The organism is Polynucleobacter sp. AP-Sanab-80-C2 (assembly GCF_035012965.1).
Taxonomy (GTDB): domain Bacteria; phylum Pseudomonadota; class Gammaproteobacteria; order Burkholderiales; family Burkholderiaceae; genus Polynucleobacter.
The window spans coordinates 132,545-151,329 of sequence record NZ_JAYGQS010000001.1 but is presented as its reverse complement, the minus strand read 5'-3'; the positions used below and the strand labels follow the sequence as shown (position 1 = coordinate 151,329).

Annotated in this window: 19 protein-coding genes and 1 pseudogene; 9 read left to right on the top strand and 11 right to left on the bottom strand. The window is 46.5% G+C overall.

Features of this window, described 5'->3' with window-relative positions; genetic code table 11:
• Positions 1 to 3 precede the first annotated feature (3 nt).
• The 6 genes from VC178_RS00750 to dnaB all read left to right on the top strand — a co-directional run bounded on the left by VC178_RS00750 (position 4) and on the right by dnaB (position 4,141).
• Entirely contained in the window at positions 4 to 1,062 is a 1,059-nt protein-coding gene (locus VC178_RS00750; RefSeq protein WP_323481250.1) for an asparaginase, read from the top strand.
• A gap of 122 nt (positions 1,063 to 1,184) precedes the next feature.
• Positions 1,185 to 1,559 (top strand): 30S ribosomal protein S6, encoded by a 375-nt coding sequence (gene rpsF, locus VC178_RS00745; RefSeq protein WP_215296436.1) that lies wholly within the window; start codon positions 1,185 to 1,187, stop codon positions 1,557 to 1,559.
• A gap of 59 nt (positions 1,560 to 1,618) precedes the next feature.
• The gene (gene priB / locus VC178_RS00740) at positions 1,619 to 1,912 is read left to right on the top strand and encodes a primosomal replication protein N (protein ID WP_215319753.1); all 294 of its coding nucleotides are present in this window, start codon (positions 1,619 to 1,621) and stop codon (positions 1,910 to 1,912) included.
• A gap of 13 nt (positions 1,913 to 1,925) precedes the next feature.
• The gene (gene rpsR, locus VC178_RS00735) at positions 1,926 to 2,198 is read left to right on the top strand and encodes a 30S ribosomal protein S18 (RefSeq protein WP_215296438.1); all 273 of its coding nucleotides are present in this window, start codon (positions 1,926 to 1,928) and stop codon (positions 2,196 to 2,198) included.
• 13 nt (positions 2,199 to 2,211) lie between these two features.
• The gene (gene rplI / locus VC178_RS00730) at positions 2,212 to 2,664 is read left to right on the top strand and encodes a 50S ribosomal protein L9 (RefSeq protein WP_215296439.1); all 453 of its coding nucleotides are present in this window, start codon (positions 2,212 to 2,214) and stop codon (positions 2,662 to 2,664) included.
• A 37-nt stretch (positions 2,665 to 2,701) separates the two neighbouring features.
• Positions 2,702 to 4,141, top strand: a complete 1,440-nt coding sequence (dnaB, locus tag VC178_RS00725) for a replicative DNA helicase (protein ID WP_370625657.1) — start codon at positions 2,702 to 2,704, stop codon at positions 4,139 to 4,141.
• Positions 4,142 to 4,222: 81 nt separating this feature from the next.
• On the opposite strand, the gene VC178_RS00720 is transcribed toward dnaB, so the two are convergent.
• The 11 genes and pseudogenes from VC178_RS00720 to VC178_RS00670 all read right to left on the bottom strand — a co-directional run bounded on the left by VC178_RS00720 (position 4,223) and on the right by VC178_RS00670 (position 14,669).
• On the bottom strand, positions 4,223 to 4,489 hold the full coding sequence (locus VC178_RS00720; RefSeq protein WP_323481249.1) for a hypothetical protein: 267 nt from the start codon (positions 4,487 to 4,489) through the stop codon (positions 4,223 to 4,225).
• Positions 4,490 to 4,608: 119 nt separating this feature from the next.
• Positions 4,609 to 5,010, bottom strand: a pseudogene (locus tag VC178_RS00715) (C40 family peptidase); the annotation flags it as partial.
• Between the two features lie 106 nt (positions 5,011 to 5,116).
• Positions 5,117 to 6,763 (bottom strand): PhoH family protein, encoded by a 1,647-nt coding sequence (locus VC178_RS00710; protein ID WP_215296442.1) that lies wholly within the window; start codon positions 6,761 to 6,763, stop codon positions 5,117 to 5,119.
• 235 nt (positions 6,764 to 6,998) lie between these two features.
• On the bottom strand, positions 6,999 to 7,466 hold the full coding sequence (locus VC178_RS00705) for a peroxiredoxin (protein ID WP_215296443.1): 468 nt from the start codon (positions 7,464 to 7,466) through the stop codon (positions 6,999 to 7,001).
• A 37-nt stretch (positions 7,467 to 7,503) separates the two neighbouring features.
• Positions 7,504 to 8,421, bottom strand: a complete 918-nt coding sequence (locus VC178_RS00700) for a polysaccharide deacetylase family protein (protein ID WP_323481248.1) — start codon at positions 8,419 to 8,421, stop codon at positions 7,504 to 7,506.
• 22 nt (positions 8,422 to 8,443) lie between these two features.
• On the bottom strand, positions 8,444 to 9,490 hold the full coding sequence (locus VC178_RS00695; protein ID WP_323481247.1) for a bifunctional UDP-4-keto-pentose/UDP-xylose synthase: 1,047 nt from the start codon (positions 9,488 to 9,490) through the stop codon (positions 8,444 to 8,446).
• Positions 9,491 to 9,528: 38 nt separating this feature from the next.
• Positions 9,529 to 10,398 carry a formyltransferase gene (locus tag VC178_RS00690; protein WP_323481246.1) on the bottom strand — a complete coding sequence of 290 codons (870 nt, stop codon included), beginning with the start codon at positions 10,396 to 10,398 and terminating at the stop codon, positions 9,529 to 9,531.
• Positions 10,399 to 11,361, bottom strand: a complete 963-nt coding sequence (locus VC178_RS00685; RefSeq protein ID WP_323481245.1) for a glycosyltransferase — start codon at positions 11,359 to 11,361, stop codon at positions 10,399 to 10,401.
• A gap of 41 nt (positions 11,362 to 11,402) precedes the next feature.
• A complete protein-coding gene (locus VC178_RS00680) occupies positions 11,403 to 12,581 on the bottom strand; it encodes a DegT/DnrJ/EryC1/StrS aminotransferase family protein (RefSeq protein ID WP_323481244.1) in 1,179 nt (392 codons plus the stop codon).
• Positions 12,582 to 12,591: 10 nt separating this feature from the next.
• On the bottom strand, positions 12,592 to 14,292 hold the full coding sequence (locus tag VC178_RS00675) for a glycosyltransferase family 39 protein (RefSeq protein WP_323481243.1): 1,701 nt from the start codon (positions 14,290 to 14,292) through the stop codon (positions 12,592 to 12,594).
• Entirely contained in the window at positions 14,292 to 14,669 is a 378-nt protein-coding gene (locus tag VC178_RS00670) for an Mth938-like domain-containing protein (RefSeq protein WP_215319763.1), read from the bottom strand. Before VC178_RS00670 ends, VC178_RS00675 begins: the two co-directional genes overlap by 1 nt.
• Positions 14,670 to 14,748: 79 nt before the next feature.
• Between VC178_RS00670 and VC178_RS00665 the strand changes: the two genes are divergently transcribed.
• The 3 genes from VC178_RS00665 to thrC are packed head-to-tail and all read left to right on the top strand — an operon-like array spanning position 14,749 to position 18,763.
• Positions 14,749 to 16,005 carry a pyridoxal phosphate-dependent aminotransferase gene (locus VC178_RS00665; RefSeq protein WP_323481242.1) on the top strand — a complete coding sequence of 419 codons (1,257 nt, stop codon included), beginning with the start codon at positions 14,749 to 14,751 and terminating at the stop codon, positions 16,003 to 16,005.
• Complete coding sequence (locus VC178_RS00660) at positions 16,002 to 17,312, top strand: homoserine dehydrogenase (protein WP_215296452.1); 1,311 nt, start codon at positions 16,002 to 16,004, stop codon at positions 17,310 to 17,312. The genes VC178_RS00665 and VC178_RS00660 overlap by 4 nt, the downstream gene beginning before the upstream one ends.
• An 8-nt stretch (positions 17,313 to 17,320) precedes the next feature.
• On the top strand, positions 17,321 to 18,763 hold the full coding sequence (thrC, locus tag VC178_RS00655) for a threonine synthase (protein ID WP_323481241.1): 1,443 nt from the start codon (positions 17,321 to 17,323) through the stop codon (positions 18,761 to 18,763).
• The last annotated feature ends 22 nt before the right edge of the window (positions 18,764 to 18,785 follow it).

Here is an 18,785-nt window from a genome sequence, read left to right as displayed (position 1 = left end):
GGTATGAACTCGATCCATGGCAATCCTGAAAATATCCCCCATATTTTGGTTTTGGGGGTGGGTGGAACCATTGCTGGTTTAGCCTCTGATCCTGCCAATCCGACTGCATATCAATCGGGCCAAGTTGGTATTGAGGCCCTCTTGGCAAAGATTCAGGAAAGTATTCCAGATGCTGTAAAAATAGTCTCTCAACAGCTTGCCAATATCGATAGTCGTGATCTTAGTGAGGATTTACTCACCCTGATAGGCAATACAGTTAAAGAATCTCTTCAAAATCCTGCTGTAAAAGGCGTAGTGATTACTCATGGTACCGACACCATTGAAGAAACTGGGTTTTTCTTACATGCTACCTGTGGCAGGCTTGCTGAAAAATTAGGCAAAAGGGTGGTCTTAGTTGGCGCCATGCTGCCTGCAAATGCACCTCAAGCAGATGGTCCAGCAAACCTCTTGGATGCCTTGAAATGGGCATCAACCGCACCTGAAAACTGTCCTGGCGGGGTATTTGCAGTATTTGCCGGCAAAGTTTGCTTGGCGCGGGATTTGGCTAAACGCCATAGTTCGGCGTTAAATGCGCCACTGATGGACTCGCCCAACAGCCCTATAGGCTTGATAAACCCCTCTTGGCTTTCTAGGGTAAAGGCAATTCAGGCTGCCTCAGTTGAGGATTTGCCCATTCCTGAGGTTTGGCCATGGGTAGATATTCTGACTAGTCACGCTGGAGCGCGGGGGCAGACAGTTGAGGCGCTTGTTGGCGCAGGTGTCCAGGGCTTGGTTTTGGCTGGCACTGGTTTAGGTGGTTTTCATAAAACTTGGCTTGAGCCTTTGAAAAAGGCTCAAATGCAGGGCATCGCTTTGGTCAGAACGTCCCGAACTGGTGCTGGAGCAACTGTAGCCTCAAAAGATGAGCTTTCTTGTGAACTGGCAGGGGTTCTTTCTGCTCCCAGAGCGAGGATTGCCCTGCAGCTGGCTTTAAATGCTGAAAAAGATCACAAAGCAAACCCTAAATCCCTGACTTGGCAGGATTTTTTTGCTAGAATAGCGGTCTTGCCTGAATTTAGGTGAGGACTTAAAAAGTGTTGTGAGCAGTACTTACAATTTGTTACTACCTTGTCACACTGGCGCTAATTTCAAAACCATCAGAAATTGGCAGACGCCCAGGTGACTTAATCCTAAAGGAGTGTTTGATGCGTCATTATGAAATCGTCTTTATCGTCCATCCGGACCAAAGCGAGCAAGTGCCAGCGATGATCGATCGTTACAAAGCTACATTAGCAGCTGCGGGCGGCAAAATTCATCGTATGGAAGACTGGGGTCGTCGTCAGATGGCTTACATGATCGACAAGCTTGCTAAAGCCCACTACGTTTGCATGAACATTGAGTGCGACCAGAAAACTCTGGAAGAACTTGAGCATGCGTTCAAATTTAACGATGCTGTTTTGCGTCACCTCATTATCAAGACTAAGAAAGCTGAAACAGAGCCTTCCATCATGATGAAAGAAGTGCAACGTGAAGAAGCTCGCAAATCAGCTCAAGCCGACGCTCCTACAGCGGTAGCCTAAGTTAGAAATTTGAAGAGGAATACACAGACTAGAAAACGTATTAGATAAGCGGAGCGGCGTTGAATCATTTCACCCTCACTGCAATCTTAGTTTCTAAAGACGCGATTCGATTTACGCCTGCAGGAATACCAGTGATGCATTGCCAGCTAGAACATCGTGGCGAAGCGAACGAGGTAGGAGTGGCAAGGAAAATTCAGATGAGCGTTGAAGCCATAGCAATTGGCCCCATACAAAAGGATCTAGAGCGAATGGATTTAGGAGTTGAGGCAGTGTTTGAAGGATTCTTAGCACCGAAGACTCTACGTAATCAAAGACTTGTTTTCCATATTACCCATATTCAATTGAAAAATTAAAGAGGAAATCATCATGGCGTTTGGAAAGAAACCCGATTTCAAAAAGAAACCAGCTCAGAACCCATTGTTCAAGCGTAAGCGTTATTGCCGTTTCACTGTTGGTGGCGTTGAGCAAATCGACTACAAAGATGTAGATACATTGAAGGACTTCATTGGCGAAAACGCCAAGATCACTCCTGCTCGTTTGACAGGCACAAAAGCAAAGTATCAGCGTCAGTTAGACACTGCTATCAAGCGTGCTCGTTTCTTGGCTTTGCTGCCATTCTCCGATCAACATAGAAAATAATTGGGAGCCCTCAATGCAAATTATTCTTTTAGAAAAAGTAACCAACTTGGGCAACCTCGGTGACGTCGTTCGTGTTAAAGACGGTTTCGCTCGTAACTTCCTAATCCCGCAACGTAAAGCTCGTCGTGCAACTGAAGCAGCAATCGCTGATTTTGCAATACGTCGTGCCGAGTTAGAAAAATTGGCTGCTGAGAAATTGGCTGCTGCCCAAGCAGTTGGCGTGAAGCTCAAAGACTTGGTTCTCGAAATCGGTCAAAAAGCAGGTGTTGACGGTCGTTTGTTTGGTTCTGTAACTAACCATGACATCGCTGATGCATTGAAAGCGAAAGGCTTCACGATTGAAAAGGCTTCAATTCGTATGCCAACTGGCCCATTGAAAATGGTTGGTGATCATCCTGTTGCGGTTGCTGTACATACCGACGTAGTGGCTGACATCACGATTCGTGTAGTTGGCGAGCAAGCTTAAGTTTTAAAACTCAGGCTTTAGGAACTTCGCTAGCCTCATGGCTGAATCCCGTTCACGTTCCGTGACGCTGAATCCCGGCATGATGGGTTCTGGGGATGCAGTCGTGCAGGCCTTAAAAGTTCCACCCCATTCTGTAGAAGCCGAGCAATCATTGCTCGGCGGTCTACTGATCGATAACTCCTCTTGGGACAACCTGGGTGGAGTCTTAAACGATAAAGATTTCTATCGCCCTGAGCATGCATTGATTTATAAAGTCATTGCACGTTTAGTTAGCGACAACCATCCCGCCGACGTCATTACTGTTCATGATGCAATTAAGTCTGAGCAGGGTGGCGATTTGGTTAGCGTTGATTACCTCAATTCATTAGCGCAGAACACACCGAGTGCGGCAAACATTAAAGGCTACGCTGATATCGTTCGTGACCGCAGCATTCTGCGTCGCTTAATTGAAGTTTCAGACAGCATTGTGAACTCTGCTTTTGTTACAGAGGGCCGTCCAGTGAGAACACTATTGGATGAGGCAGAGGCTCGTATTTTGCAAATCGGTGAAGAAGGTAGTCGCAAAGCAGATTACCTCGAGATCGAACCACTCTTACGCTCGGTTGTGGCACGTATTGACGAGCTATACAACCGCCAAGGTGGTAGCGACATCACTGGTATTGCCACAGGCTTTATTGATTTGGATAAGCAAACCAGTGGTTTACAAAAAGGTGACTTAGTCATTGTTGCCGGAAGGCCTTCGATGGGTAAGACGGCTTTTGCATTGAATATTGCCGAGAACGTTGCTCTCGCAGAAGGTTTGCCTGTGGTCGTGTTCTCGATGGAGATGTCAGGTGAACAATTGGCATCACGCCTCCTCGGTTCAGTAGGGCGCGTTGATCAAGGTCGTATGCGTACCGGTAAGCTGCAAGATGATGAGTGGCCACGCGTGACTGATGCAATTGCCCGGTTAAGTAATACACAAATTTTGATTGATGAGACTGGCTCCTTATCAAGTCTAGAGTTGCGCACGCGCGCGCGCCGAATTGCCAGAAACTTTGGCGGCACTCTTGGTTTAGTAGTGATTGACTACTTGCAGTTGATGAGTGGCTCCGGTTCAGAGAACCGCGCAACTGAGATCTCAGAAATCTCCCGCTCCCTTAAATCGCTTGCAAAAGAATTGCAGTGCCCAGTAGTGGCGCTCTCACAGTTAAATCGTGGTTTGGAGCAACGTCCTAATAAGCGCCCAATCATGTCTGACCTGCGCGAGTCAGGCGCGATCGAGCAAGATGCTGACTTGATTATGTTTATTTATCGCGATGAGGTGTATCACCCTGATACTACGACCGATAAAGGTATGGCTGAGATTATTATCGGCAAGCAGCGTAACGGGCCCATTGGTACAGTTAGATTGAGCTGGCAAGGCCCATATACCAAGTTCGATAACTTAGCGATGGGATCTATCGGCTACTCTTCTGGCGGTTATGAGCCGTTCTAAAATATCGATGAAGAATGAACACATCAAAAAGCCTCGCATTGCGAGGCTTTTTTACTGAGGTAGTGCGCTCAACCGAATCACTTACTTTCCGCCTTCACATTTCTTAATGGAAGCAGCCTTAGCAGCGCCATATAGTGGCTTACCATCCTTGCTGACCGCTTTTGCTTCACAATCATTGGGTTTTGCATCGCCCATACATTTTTTAATGGAGGCATCTTTAGCGGCGCCATATAAAGGCTTACCATCCTTGCTCACAGCTTTTGCTTCACAGGCTGCCTGATCGGCAAAAGCATAGGTGGGAAGTGTAAAACTCAATGCGATGCATAAAGCGATGACGATTTTCTTCATAGTGACCCCTTTTGTGAATACTTCAATGAATGACTTTCTTAAAACGATACTCTAATCAAAATTAAGCTATTGGGAAATATAGGGTAAATGCTATTTATCCTATAGTGATAGAGAGCTTAGGGTGCTATCCGACGAGCCTCAGTAAACTTAGCAGCCCAATAGGGTGCGGTAATGTAGTCGAGGCGTACAGTGCCGCCTGCACTTGGCGCATGCACAAACCTTCCTTGCCCCACATAGATGCCAGCGTGCGAGTATTTTTCACCGGTGGTATTGAAAAACACTAAGTCACCTGGTGCTGGTGGTTGGTTCTCAACACTCCTGCCTTGAGTACTCATTTGTTGGATGGTGCGGGGTAATTTAATATCCGCCGCTTTGTTATAAACATAAACAATGAGGCCGCTGCAATCAAAGCCACCCTTGGGCGTATTGCCCCCATAACGATAGGGAACATCTACTAAGCCTACGGCTGCAATAGAGATATCCTCGGTGCCGACACTAGTGTCTTGTTTGAATTGCGCCACTTTTGATGGGCCTGCTTTACTGCTGAATGTACTGCATCCCGATAATGCCAGGATCGAACAAATAAAAATGCCGCACCCAATGAGAGTGCGGCATGACCGGGTTTGCTTAGAGCGCGTCGGCAGCATGATCCGCAAGACGTGAGCGCTCGCCGCGCGCTAGGGTCACATGGCCGCCATGGCGCCAACCTTTAAAACGGTCAACGACATAAGTAAGACCAGATGAACCTTCCGTCAAGTAAGGTGTATCAATCTGTGCAATATTACCTAGGCAAACAATCTTCGTTCCTGGGCCCGCACGCGTTACGAGGGTTTTCATTTGCTTTGGTGTTAAGTTTTGCGCTTCATCAATGATCACAAATTTACTTACAAAGGTTCTACCGCGCATGAAGTTCATGCTCTTGACTTTAATCCGTGAGCGAATGAGCTCTTGAGTAGCAGCACGACCCCACTCACCAGCATCATCGTTACGTTGCAACACTTCTAGATTGTCATCAAAGGCACCCATCCAAGGTTGCATTTTCTCTTCCTCGGTACCAGGCAAGAAGCCTATATCTTCGCCAACGGGAACGGTGGCGCGGGTAATGATGATCTCGTTATAACGTTTGCTATCTAGGACTTGCTCAAGGCCTGCTGCTAGAGCTAACAAGGTTTTGCCAGTACCAGCTTGCCCTAGGAGCGTTACAAAATCTACATCAGGGTTCATCAGTAAGTTCATCGCAAAGTTTTGCTCACGATTACGTGCAGTAACACTCCATACATTGTTCTTCTGGTGAGAAAAGTCTCTGAGGGTTTGCAAGAGAGCAGTTCTGCCATTGATTTCTCGTACGTGGGCATAGAACGGTGTAGAGCCGTCTGGATTTTCTTGATAAACAAATTGATTGACTAGCATGCTTGGCACAGATGGTCCAGTAACTCTATAGAACATCGTGCCTGATTTTGAATCAGACCAGCTTTCCATATCTTTGCCATGCTTTGGCCAGAAGTCTGCAGGCAATGACATGACGCCTGAGTACATTAAGTCACGATCTTCAAGTACCTGGTCGTTGAAATAATCTTCAGCGGGCAAGCCCAAAGCACGCGCCTTAATACGCATGTTGATGTCTTTGGATACCAAGACTACTTCTTGACCATTGCGCGTTTTTTGAAGTTCGCTAACCACAGCCAAAATCATGTTATCGCCCTTACCTTCGGGCAGTCCCTCTGGCAAAGCTTGAGTAGCAAGTTTGGTTTGGAAATACAGGCGTCCGGAAACATCTTGGTTGCCAAGTTTGTTGAGCGGGATACCGTCATCTAAGGTGCCGCTAGTACCGGCAACCAACTGATCGAGAGAGCGGCTGACAGTACGTGCATTGCGGGCTACTTCGGTCATTCCTTTTTTATGATTGTCCAACTCTTCCAGAGTGGTCATAGGTAAGAAAAGGTCATGCTCCGAGAAGCGGAATAAAGAACTTGGATCATGCATCAAGACGTTGGTATCGAGTACAAATAAACTTGGGGGTCCTGTACGAATGACACGTTTTGGTTTTGCAGGAGTTGCTACATGATTTTCATTTCGGGTGGGGCTGCGGTCTGCTTTAATTTTTTCTAGAGCTACTTCTGCTGCAGATAAATCTTCCTCGACATCGTTTACCCAATCAGAGGTTTCTACCACCACTGGTTTTGCTGGAGCTGGGCGCTTCTTTAAGTCGGGAGTATCTTTCCGACTGAGCTTCACTTGATCAGCAATTTGAGTTGGGATGGGTGGCAATGGCATGCAGGCTCTCCTAAAAGAAAAAACCGCCAAGCGGAGTGCGTTGACGGTTTATTACGAAACTAGTTGCAAGGACTTCAAAAAAATGGAGGGGGTTGCTCCCCGAACCTGAACTCAGATACTCAGGTTTCTGATTCAAACGGATTGTCAGACTTTCCCGTCGTTTACGGTGCATATGACTTTACTTTACCCCAAATTTTGGGCTTTGCAAGCACCCGAGAACAAATTGTTGCAAAAATTATTTGGTAGCTTGAGCCGCTTGTAATACCTCTGTCACATGACCAGGAACCTTTAGGCCGCGCCACTCTTTTACTAACGTCCCAGTAGAGTCAAACAGGAAGGTGCTGCGCTCAATTCCGCGGACCTGTTTGCCATACATATTCTTCATCTTGATGACTCCAAAGAGTTGACAGAGCTTTTCTTCGGTATCGGCAACTAGTTCAAATGGCAGTTGTAACTTGCTACGGAAATTGTCATGCGACTTGAGGCTATCGCGAGAGACGCCAACCACCAAGGTATTTGCTTTAGTAAAGGCTTCGATGTTGTCGCGAAACTCACCCGACTCGGCAGTGCAGCCTGGCGTCATATCTTTTGGATAAAAGTAGAGAACCAGTTTTTTTCCTTTAGCAGATGCCGGAGAAAAAGTGAGGTTTGATGTCGCCGGAATAGCGCATGTTGGAATTGCTTGGCCGATTGCTACTGTCATGATGATCCTTTGTAATTTGTCTCTTGGTTTTACTTGCTTAATGATGCTGAATAATCAGTTCGCCACTTCGATTGGGTATCTCACCCCAGGTGAGTGGCAATACCGCTATTTTATCCAGTTGATTGGTGGCTTTCCAGGATTGGTGTAACTCGCCCATGGTGACTAGGTCATGACCTTGATTGAGCCATCCAGCCAATAGTTGTTCAAACGCTGGTAGTAGCTTCTGACCCTCTAATTCTGCATGCAGGGTGAAGACTTGGTCATTGGGATTGCTTTGGGTAATTTCAAGGAGTTTTTTGACAGCCCCAAACTCATCGGCATCATCGATCCCGATGAGTTCATCAAAAGTCGGTAGCGTGGTTGGGTACTGCACATGTTTTGCCTTACCTGAAGTAAGTCCTAGGCGATACGGTATCAAGTTCGGCTCTGCTCTTCCGTCAGAGGAATATGTAATCCCCCATTGATCGAGCTGCTCAAAAGCGGCTTCGTTCATTTGCCAGCCTGCTGCACCATATGTTACTGGAGTGTGACCAAAGATCTCGACAAAGCGATCCCAGCTTTTTTGCATCATCGCCTTAGTCCATCCGGAGTCTTGATTGCGCACAGCATCTTGCCATGCAACGTGGTCCCAAGTGTGTATACCAGTTTCATGTCCAGCTTGATCAATTGCGCGCATTTCTGCAGCTGCTTTATTACCAATGTCTGGGCCAGGAAGAAGAACGCCATAGAGCAGAGTTTTAATACCGTAGTGATCTACGACAGAAGTACGACTCACTTTTTTTAGAAAGCCGGGGCGAAAAACTCTTTTTAAGGCCCAGCCAGTGTGATCTGGTCCAAGGCTAAATAGGAAGGTGGCCTTTAAGCCAAAACGCTCAAGGGTTCTAGCTAGATTAGGGACACCTTCTTTGGTGCCACGTAAGGTATCAACATCAACCTTGAGAGCAATCTTAGCCATGAATCCTTGAATCTAGTTCTGCTTATTCTTTGTCGACTAAAGATCGGGCTTTTTCCACGTCTTGACGATAAGCTTCAAAAATATTCTTGAGGGCATCTGTCATTGGCGTAGTCGGTTTCCAACCCAATTCACTCATAGTGTTGTCAATCGCTGGTACGCGGTTCTGAACATCTTGATAGCCTTCGCCGTAATATGCTCCAGAGGTTGTTTCCACTATCTTGACGTCATTCGCTGTTTTGGCGTACTCAGGGATGCTATGGGCAATCTCGAGCATTTGATTTGCTAATTCACGGACAGAGTGATTGTTCTTTGGGTTGCCAATGTTGTAGATCTTGCCATTAGCAACATCATCTTTATTGGCGATGATGCGCATGAGTGCGTCGATACCATCATCAATATAAGTAAAAGCACGTTTCTGTGCGCCACCATCTACTAGATTAATAGGTTCGCCACGCACGATGTGACCCAAGAACTGAGTCACTACGCGGGAGGAGCCTTCTTTTGGTGTGTAGATACTGTCGAGTCCAGGACCAATCCAGTTAAATGGGCGGAAGAGGGTAAAGCGTAAGCCTTCCATACCGTAACCCCAAATCACGCGATCCATCAATTGCTTGGAGCAAGCATAGATCCAGCGGGGTTTATTGATTGGACCGTAAACCATATTTGATTGAGACGGATCAAATTCGCTGTCTTCACACATGCCATAAACCTCAGAGGTCGATGGGAAGACCAGGTGCTTTTTATATTTAACAGCAGAGCGCACGATCGGCAGGTTGGCTTCGAAGTCGAGCTCAAATACTTTAAGTGGTTGTTGTACGTAAGTTGCCGGTGTAGCAATCGCAACCAAAGGGAGGATAACGTCACATTTGCGAATGTGATATTCAACCCACTCTTTATTGATGGTGATATCACCTTCAAAGAAGTGCATGCGAGGGTGATTGATCAAATCACCCAGGCGATCATTCTGCATATCCATGCCATAGACATCCCAATCGGTTGTCTCCAGAATGCGTTTGGAAAGGTGGTGACCGATAAAACCGTTAACACCAAGAATGAGTACTTTTTTCATCTCTACTACCTTGTTTTAATCTAATTTGTATTTAATGCCTATTTGCTTGCTGGAAACCATTCCAAGACTTCAACTGCTTGGTGGTCGCCACAAATGCCGAATACCCGATTATCAACCACTTGGATACCAGTAGCACTAAGATCGAGCTTGGCTGGAAAGGAGCCTTTCAGGCTAGTGCGGACTAGGATCATGGTTGCGCCATTGTGCTCAGTAAAAGCGCCTGGATAAGGGGGTGCAACGGCTCTCACGAGGTTATGGACTTGCTGTGCACTCTGATTCCAGTGAATTTGCCCATCAGCAGGCTTTCTGCCGCCAAAATAACTGCCTTTTTGGAGTTCATTGGGCTTGCGGGGAACTTTGCCTTGGAGGAGCTCTGGCAGAACTTGGTTGATCACTGCTACAGCAGCTTCACTGACTTTACCAAAGACATCTGTCGCGGTTTCGTCTGGACCAATGGTGACCTTTACTTGTCCAACAATGTCACCAGCATCTGGTTTGACTTCCATGACATGGAGGGTGGCACCAGTTTCTGTCTCGCCATGCAAGATTGCCCAATTGACTGGAGCTCGACCTCGGAACTTCGGCAGTAATGAGCCATGCATATTGATTGCGGCAATCTTGGCGCAAGCCAAAATTTGCGCCGGAATCATATGGCGGTAGTAGAAGGAAAAGATATAGTCAGGCGATAGCGCTTGAAGCTTAGGAGTTAAATCATTTAACTCGCTAGCACTTGGCGTGATGTAAGGAATATTTTTTTCAGTACAGAGTTTGGCGACGCTAGCGAACCAGACATTCTCATTGGGGTCGTCTTCGTGAGTAACTACCAGATCAACTTGGATACCCGCATTAAGAAGTGCTTTGAGGCAATTAACGCCAACATCGTGATATGCGAATACGACAGCGTGCAATTATTTTTTCTCTAAAACGGTTTGCACCACATAACGTGGGCGATTACGGATCTGCTGATAGATGCGGCCAATATATTCACCCAAAAGACCAAGGCCAAAGAGCATCACACCAATTAAGAAGAAAGTGAGCGCAAAGAGGGTGAAGACACCCTCAACCTCTGCACCTAAAACAAAGCGGCGCACCAATAGGTATGCAAACAAGCTGCCGGCAGCGAGCGACAGTAACATGCCCAGAATCGAGAAGATCTGCAAAGGTATGATAGAAAAGCCAGTAACCAAATCAAAGTTCAACCGAATCAGTTGATAAAGGCTGTATTTGGATTCACCAGCGAAGCGCTCTTCATGCTTGACGCTTATTTCAATGGGGTTGGCAGCAAAGGTATAAGCCAGCGCAGGAATAAAGGTATTGTTCTCGTCACATTGACGAACGAGATCAACAATGCGACGGCTATAGCCCCGCAGCATGCAGCCCTGATCGGTCATTGTGATACGGGTAATATTTTCACGTAAACGATTCATCGCGCGTGAGGCATATTTTCTGAAGAAGCTATCGCGACGATCTGCACGAATAGTGCCGACGTAATCATGACCCTTTAGCAATTGCTCAGTGAGCGCATCAATTTCTTCGGGAGGATTTTGTAAATCTGCATCCAAGGTGATGATGTGTTCACCTTTCGCGTATTCAAAACCAGCCATGATGGCCATGTGCTGGCCAAAGTTGCTATGAAATAACACTGCACGTGTAACGTCAGGACGCAACTCCACTTGTCTAGCCAGAATCCCTGCTGAGCGATCCTTACTGCCATCGTTTACAAAAATAATCTCATATGCAACATTGCGTTTGGTAGCGAGCGCATCTAATGCAGGATAAAGGCGATCAAATAAAGCCTGAAGACCGTCTTCTTCGTTGTAAACGGGAATAACGATGCTGAGTTTTGGATTGGCAGCTAAATTTGCGGTCATGTTGCAATTTTGCCTGATTCTGGGGATTTAACCCAATAAGACTAGTTTTTACGGTGTTTCTTGAGGATTCCGACTAATCCACTGGCTATACGACGAATATCCTCATCGGCCATTCCAGGAAATAGTGGAAGAGTGAGAATAGAGCGACCAATACGTTCTGCAATAGGAGTATCACTCGTTTTATAGCCTTGATCTTTGTACAGAGTAAAGCCGGTGATGGCAGGGTAGTGCACACCAGTGCCAATGCCGAGGGCTTTTAATTCCATCATGACTTGGGCGCGATCACAATTGAGTTGATCTAGTGGCAGCACTACTTGATACATGTGCCAATTACTCTCTGTGAAATTTTCAACTGGAAGCTCTAACTTAAGATGATCCAGGTCTGCAGATTTGAGTTCGGTACGGATCACGTCAAAGTATTGATGTGCAAGTGTAGCGCGACGTGTTTGATAAGCTGGCAATTGTTTGAGTTGTTGTAAGCCAATGACCGCATTAACGTCGGTCAAATTATCTTTGCCGCCCAACACATCCACATCCATGCCATCCATGCCTTGACGAGTTAAACCCTGTAGACGAAACTTTTCAGCAAGCTTGGCTTCATCTGCATTATTGAGTACGAGACAACCACCTTCAACCGTACTGAGATTCTTATTGGCTTGGAAACTAAAGCTCACTAGATCGCCAAAGCTACCAATCTTCTTGCCTTTCCATTGCGATCCAAACGCTTGTGCAGCATCTTCAATCACGCGCAGCTTGTATTGCTTGGCTAATGCGTAGAGCTGATCCATATCAACTGGTAAGCCAGCCAAATACACTGGCATGATGGCGCGAGTCTTGGGAGTGATTGCAGTAGCTACTTTATTGAAATCAATATTGCGGGTAACAGGATCAACATCTACAAAGATTGGTTTGGCACCAACACTTAAAATCACATTCGAAGTGGCTACCCAAGATATCGGTGTGGTAATTACTTCATCGCCCTCGCCAATACCAGCCACTTGCAATGCAATCTTCATGGTTGCCGTGCCATTAGCAAAACAACGCACCGGGCGACCACCAAAGTAGTCACTAAGGGCTGCCTCGAACTCCGCTAGCTTTGGCCCCGAGGTTACCCAGCCCGAGCGCAATACCTCAGCAACGGCATCAATCGTTTCTTGATTAAAGCTGGGGCGCGTAAACGGAATAAATTCGGGGGTGGAAGTAGGTGCAGGGTTTGCCATAACGCTTATATTACTTTGATTGCTGCGAGCTACTTGTAGTTTCTGGATGTTTGACAATCACTCGACGAGAATCACGATCTACTTCTTGCATCGGTATCTTTAAGTCCTGCAGAGCAATATATTGCTCGGGAACCATCAGTGCATAGGCGGTTTGATCTTCTTTCCAACGAGTAATGAAAGCATCGAGGGTCGGCATCCACAGATCAGGTTCTTGATTAACACCAAATTCCAGCTCATCAGGTGATTCGACCATGATCATAGTTCTACCAAGATAAAACGGGACAGTGTGATCTAGTAGGCGCACAGAGTAGAAATTGACTTTTTCTGGAATAGATATTTTGACGCGGTTAACGAGATCAATGCCTGATACTGCACGCCCCAAAGTTTCATGACCAGTTCCAGCGATGATGGCGCACAAGAAAAAGCCACAGGCAAAACTCACAATGCTTTGGATGCCATTGCGTTTAGATTGCAGAGCTGCATACGAGCTAAAGATAATGAGCGCAACTAATGCAGCAATGACCCATTGGGTATATTGCGCATAGGATTCAATTTCATCAGGCCTTGCTTGCTTGCTAATTTCTGATAAGAAGAAAAAGCCTATACAACCCAGCAGAGCAAATCCAAGGGTTTGTAATTTCCAAGGGATTGCCATGGAGTTCGTTTGACCTAATAAACGATCTAAGCGATTACCAATCAATAGGGCTAGTGCAGGAAAGATCGGGATGATATAACCAGGAAGCTTGGAGCGGGACACGCTGAAGAACGCAAAGATCACTACAAACCAGCACACCAGTAACCATCCGCTGGAGAACTCTCGTCTGCGTTCTTGCCAAGCCTGTGTCAGTGCCCCGGGGATTTGTAATACCCAAGGAAGTATGCCGATTAATAGCAGTGGTACGAAGTAATAGATGGGACCAGTTCTACTATGGGCATCCTGTGTAAATCGTTGTAGGTGTTCGTGAATAAAGAAAAATTCTAGGAACTCGGGATTACGTTGTGCCACCAAAATAAACCAAGGTGCTGTAATAGCTAAGAACAAAATCAACCCACTAAACAAACGTAAGCGAGTCCAAATTTTCCAATCCCAAGTGCTAACAGAGTAGGCGATAAAAACCATGGCTGGGATGGCTGCGCCAATCACGCCTTTTGATAAGGTAGCCAGTGCCATAAACACCCAGCAAGCCCACATCCAATTGCGACAACTGGATTTACTCTGAGCAGTTTGTGCCAGCAATAAGCTGCAAAGCGCCGCCACTAAAAAAGAAGAGAGCCCCATGTCGAGAGAATTAAAGTGGCCGCTAATGATCCACATTGGATTTGATGCTAAAACGACTGCAGCCAACCAACCTGCTCTCGCATTAAAGATGCGAGCGCCAGTAAAGCCAATGGCGAGAATGGTCAGAAATCCAGTGAGTGCTGTCCAGAGCCTTGCTTGCCAATCACCAATACCAAATACTTTAAATGCTGCTGCAGTTGCCCAAGCTTGGAGTGGCGGTTTCTCAAAATACTTGTAGCCGTTGTAGCGCGGTGTTACCCAATCACCAGTGACCAACATCTCTCTGGCGATTTCTGCATAACGTCCTTCATCGGATGGAATGAGGTGGCGATAGTTCAGAGTGCCAAACCAGAGCAGGGCATAAATGAGTATTAACAGCAACATTTTGCTGGGGTGCAGGGCAGAAGATTGCCGAATTTGCCCAAACTGCATTAAGTCGGCTCCACGATCAAGGCTAAGAGGACTTGACGCCCTTCACCTACCAAGATGTTGTAAGTACGACAGGCAGCTTGAGAATCCATGATTTCAAAGCCAATTTTGGCTTGAATCAGGGCTTTTAGGAGTTCTGGCTTAGGAAAGTGTTGGCGACTGCCGGTCCCAATGAGAATCAATTCAGGCTTGAGATCGACCATTTGGGTGAAATGGCTGGCTTCTAGGTCATCAAAGGACTTTGCGGGCCACTCTGAAATAGCCCCGTCTGAGCTCAATAAGACCGCATGGGCATATGGGACCTTGTTGATCTCTACGTAGCCATCGCCATAGCCGGTAATCGAATTGCCTCCAGAATGGGGGTCAGATTGAAGCTTCAAGTGGACTCTCTGTCATAATTATGTGGATTATAGCTAGCTGTTTTTTCCAAGATTTCAAGAACTTACCCTTTAATTTATTGTGAAACCCATCCTAAAGTCCCAAAAACTCGATAACGTTTGTTACGACATTCGTGGTCCAGTGCTCGAGCTTGCTCAGCGCATGGAGGAAGAAGGTCACAAAATCATCAAATTAAACATCGGAAACGTCGGGGTTTTCGGTTTCGATCCTCCCGAAGAGATTCAGTTGGACATGATCCGCAATTTGAGTAATGCCTCTGCTTATTCTGATTCCAAAGGTATTTTTGCGGCACGTAAGGCCATCATGCAGTACTGCCAAGAAAAGGGTATTCAGGGTGTGGCATTAGATGATGTTTATACCGGTAACGGTGTGTCTGAGCTCATCGTACTTTCCATGAACGCCCTTCTGAATGATGGCGACGAAGTGTTGGTGCCTACGCCAGACTACCCACTATGGACTGCTGCTGTGAGTTTATCCAGCGGCACACCCGTTCATTATCTGTGTGATGAGTCAAAAGATTGGGCGCCAGACTTAAATGATCTGCGCAAAAAAATTACCCCTCGTACTAAAGCGATTGTGGTCATTAACCCAAATAATCCAACTGGTGCGATTTATTCTAAAGAAGTGTTGCTTGAGTTGACGCAAATTGCTCGCGAGCACGGTTTAATTTTGTTTGCTGATGAGATTTACGACAAGATGTTGTACGATGGTGAGAAACATATCTCGCTTGCATCCCTGTCTCATGATGTTGTCATCATTACTTTTAACGGGCTATCTAAGAACTACCGCTCATGCGGCTACCGCGCAGGCTGGATGGTGGTTTCTGGTGATAAAGAAATGGTGCGGGACTATATCGAAGGTCTCAATATGTTGGCCTCGATGCGCTTGTGTGCAAACGTACCGGGCCAATACGCCATTCAAACTGCATTAGGCGGATATCAAAGTATTAACGACTTAGTTAGCGAAGGCGGTCGGCTTGCAAAGCAGCGCGATCTTGCTTGGAAACTCATCACAGAAATTCCTGGCGTCACTTGCGTAAAACCCAAGTCAGCTCTGTATTTATTTCCGAAGTTGGATTCTGAGGTTTATCCCATTAAAGATGATCAACAGTTTGTTGCCGATCTTCTTAAAGAGGAAAAGGTATTGTTAGTACAGGGTTCCGGTTTTAACTGGGGTAAACCTGATCACTTCCGCGTAGTGTTTTTACCTCATGAAGACGTGCTCACGGAGGCGATTGGTCGCCTGGCGCGTTTTCTGGAGCGTTATCGTAATAAGCATGGTCGTAAGGCTTCTTCAACCGCTGCAAAGGCATCATGAAACCGATTCAAGTAGGTCTCTTAGGTATTGGCACCGTAGGTGGTGGTGTATTTACTGTTCTAGAGCGTAACCAAGATGAAATCACTCGTCGTGCCGGTCGTGGCATTCGCATTCATACCGTTGCTGATCTAAATGTAGAGCGCGCCAAAGAGATCGTTAAAGATCGTGCGCAGATCGTCAACGATGCTCGTGCCGTGATCAATAACCCAGAGATTGATATCGTGGTTGAGCTGATTGGCGGCTATGGCATCGCTAAGGACTTGGTTTTAGAGGCAATTGCAGCTGGCAAACACGTGGTAACGGCTAACAAGGCTTTAATTGCGGTTCATGGCAATGAGATATTTAAAGCAGCGCACGCCAAGGGTGTGATGGTTGCATTTGAGGCAGCAGTTGCTGGCGGTATTCCGATTATTAAAGCTTTGCGTGAAGGCTTAACGGCCAATCGTATTGAATGGATTGCAGGCATCATCAACGGTACTACCAATTTCATTCTTTCTGAAATGCGGGACAAAGGCTTGGACTTTGAAACTGTTCTTAAAGAAGCGCAACGCTTAGGTTACGCAGAAGCGGATCCAACCTTCGATATTGAAGGTATTGATGCTGCTCATAAAGCAACCATCATGAGTGCAATTGCATTTGGTATTCCAATGCAATTTGATAAGGCACATGTTGAAGGTATTACTAAGCTAGCGGCGATTGATATTCGCTATGCTGAGCAATTGGGGTATCGCATCAAGCTACTCGGTATTGCTAAGAAAACACCAACGGGCGTCGAGTTACGTGTGCATCCCACTTTAATTCCTGCTAAGCGTTTAATTGCAAACGTAGAGGGAGCCATGAATGCGGTCCAAGTATTTGGCGATGCTGTTGGCACTACCCTCTACTACGGTAAAGGTGCTGGTTCAGAGCCAACCGCTTCCGCAGTAATTGCCGACCTGGTTGATATCACTCGTTTATTAAGTGCAGATCCTGAACATCGTGTTCCATACTTGGCATTTCAACCAGATGCAGTCCAAAACACCCCTATATTGCCGATTGGCGAGATCACGACCAGCTACTACTTACGTATGCGCGTAGCTGATCAGGCAGGTGTGCTCGCTGATATTACGAAGATCTTGGCTTCCCATGGCGTTTCTATTGATGCGCTCTTGCAAAAAGAAGCTGATGAAGGTGAAAGTCAGACTGACTTAGTGGCCTTAACTCACGAAACCAAAGAGAAGAACATGCTTGCCGCAATCAAAGAGATTCAGAATCTCAAGACGGTTGCTGGTGAAGTAGTGAAGATTCGTTTAGAAAATCTGTCTTAATTTAATCTATGCGTTACCAATCTACTCGTGGCAATAGCCCAGAACAATCCTTCTTAGAAATTTTGTTAGGTGGGTTGGCGCCAGATGGCGGCCTGTATTTGCCGACGCAATACCCAAAGGTGACTGCGGAGCAGTTAGATTCATGGCGCGGTTTATCTTACGCAGACCTAGCCTATGAGGTGTTGAGTTTGTATTGCGACGATATTCCTGAGGCTGATTTGCGTGCACTGCTGCGCAAAACCTATACCGAGCAAGTCTATTGCAATGGTCGTCCACAAGATAATGCGAAAGATATTACGCCTTTGCATTGGTTGGGTGAAGAGCATGGCACACGTATTGGCTTATTGAGTCTCTCTAATGGCCCAACTCTCGCCTTTAAAGATATGGCGATGCAGTTACTCGGCAATCTTTTTGAATACGCGCTAAAGCGCGCTGGCCAGAAACTGAATATCTTGGGTGCCACTTCTGGCGATACTGGTAGTGCTGCCGAATATGCAATGCGCGGCAAAGAGGGCGTGAAGGTATTCATGCTTTCACCGCGCGGCAAGATGAGCGCATTTCAATCTGCCCAAATGTATTCTTTGCAGGACCCCAATATTTTTAACTTAGCAGTAGCCGGAGTCTTTGATGACTGCCAGGATATTGTCAAGGCGGTGAGTAACGACCTTGTTTTTAAAGCTCAGCAGCAAATTGGCACCGTGAACTCTATCAATTGGGGGCGCGTTGTTGCGCAGGTGGTGTATTACTTCCAAGGCTATCTGCTAGCAACCAACGCTAGCTCTGAAAAAGTCTCCTTTACTGTGCCATCTGGCAACTTCGGTAATGTTTGCGCTGGTCATATCGCCCGCATGATGGGATTACCAATTGAGCATTTGATCGTCGCTACAAATGAGAACGATGTGCTCGATGAGTTCTTCCGCACGGGTGTTTATCGTGCGCGCAAATCTGCCGAGACTTTGCATACCTCTAGTCCCTCAATGGATATCTCGAAGGCCAGTAACTTTGAGCGCTTTGTATTCGACTTTATGGGTCAAGACGGCAAGGCGACTGCTGCGATGTTTAAGCAAGTCGATACTACTGGTGGCTTCGACATCTCTCAAGATGCCGTCTTCAAAGAGCTTGGCAAGTATGGGTTCCAATCTGGACGCAGTACTCATGGCAATCGTTTAGAAACGATTCGTGATGTCGACAAACGTTATGGCGTGATGATTGATACTCATACTGCTGATGGTGTCAAAGTAGCGCGTGAGTACTTGCAAGCTGGTATTCCGATGCTGGTGCTGGAGACGGCCTTGCCCATTAAGTTTGAAGAAACGATTCAAGAAGCCTTGGGTCGTCCTGCCGAGTGCCCGCCTGCGTTTAAAGATATCAAATCAAAGCCACAGCGCGTAGAAAATATCAATGCGGATGTAAATCAGGTTAAAGATTTCATTACAGCGCATCTCAACTAGATTTTTTAATCAACACAAAGTA

Bases quoted from the DNA above. Each gene is read 5' to 3' on its own strand.
- VC178_RS00700 (WP_323481248.1), bottom strand. From the start codon at position 8,421: ATGGCTAAGATTGCTCTCAAGGTTGATGTTGATACCTTACGTGGCACC.
- rplI (WP_215296439.1), top strand. From the start codon at position 2,212: ATGCAAATTATTCTTTTAGAAAAAGTAACCAACTTGGGCAACCTCGGT.
- rpsR (WP_215296438.1), top strand. From the start codon at position 1,926: ATGGCGTTTGGAAAGAAACCCGATTTCAAAAAGAAACCAGCTCAGAAC.
- VC178_RS00710 (WP_215296442.1), bottom strand. From the start codon at position 6,763: ATGCCATTGCCACCCATCCCAACTCAAATTGCTGATCAAGTGAAGCTC.
- VC178_RS00750 (WP_323481250.1), top strand. From the start codon at position 4: ATGAACTCGATCCATGGCAATCCTGAAAATATCCCCCATATTTTGGTT.
- VC178_RS00675 (WP_323481243.1), bottom strand. From the start codon at position 14,292: ATGCAGTTTGGGCAAATTCGGCAATCTTCTGCCCTGCACCCCAGCAAA.
- VC178_RS00685 (WP_323481245.1), bottom strand. From the start codon at position 11,361: ATGACCGCAAATTTAGCTGCCAATCCAAAACTCAGCATCGTTATTCCC.
- rpsF (WP_215296436.1), top strand. From the start codon at position 1,185: ATGCGTCATTATGAAATCGTCTTTATCGTCCATCCGGACCAAAGCGAG.
- VC178_RS00705 (WP_215296443.1), bottom strand. From the start codon at position 7,466: ATGACAGTAGCAATCGGCCAAGCAATTCCAACATGCGCTATTCCGGCG.
- VC178_RS00660 (WP_215296452.1), top strand. From the start codon at position 16,002: ATGAAACCGATTCAAGTAGGTCTCTTAGGTATTGGCACCGTAGGTGGT.
- thrC (WP_323481241.1), top strand. From the start codon at position 17,321: ATGCGTTACCAATCTACTCGTGGCAATAGCCCAGAACAATCCTTCTTA.
- VC178_RS00695 (WP_323481247.1), bottom strand. From the start codon at position 9,490: ATGAAAAAAGTACTCATTCTTGGTGTTAACGGTTTTATCGGTCACCAC.
- VC178_RS00720 (WP_323481249.1), bottom strand. From the start codon at position 4,489: ATGAAGAAAATCGTCATCGCTTTATGCATCGCATTGAGTTTTACACTT.
- dnaB (WP_370625657.1), top strand. From the start codon at position 2,702: ATGGCTGAATCCCGTTCACGTTCCGTGACGCTGAATCCCGGCATGATG.
- VC178_RS00680 (WP_323481244.1), bottom strand. From the start codon at position 12,581: ATGGCAAACCCTGCACCTACTTCCACCCCCGAATTTATTCCGTTTACG.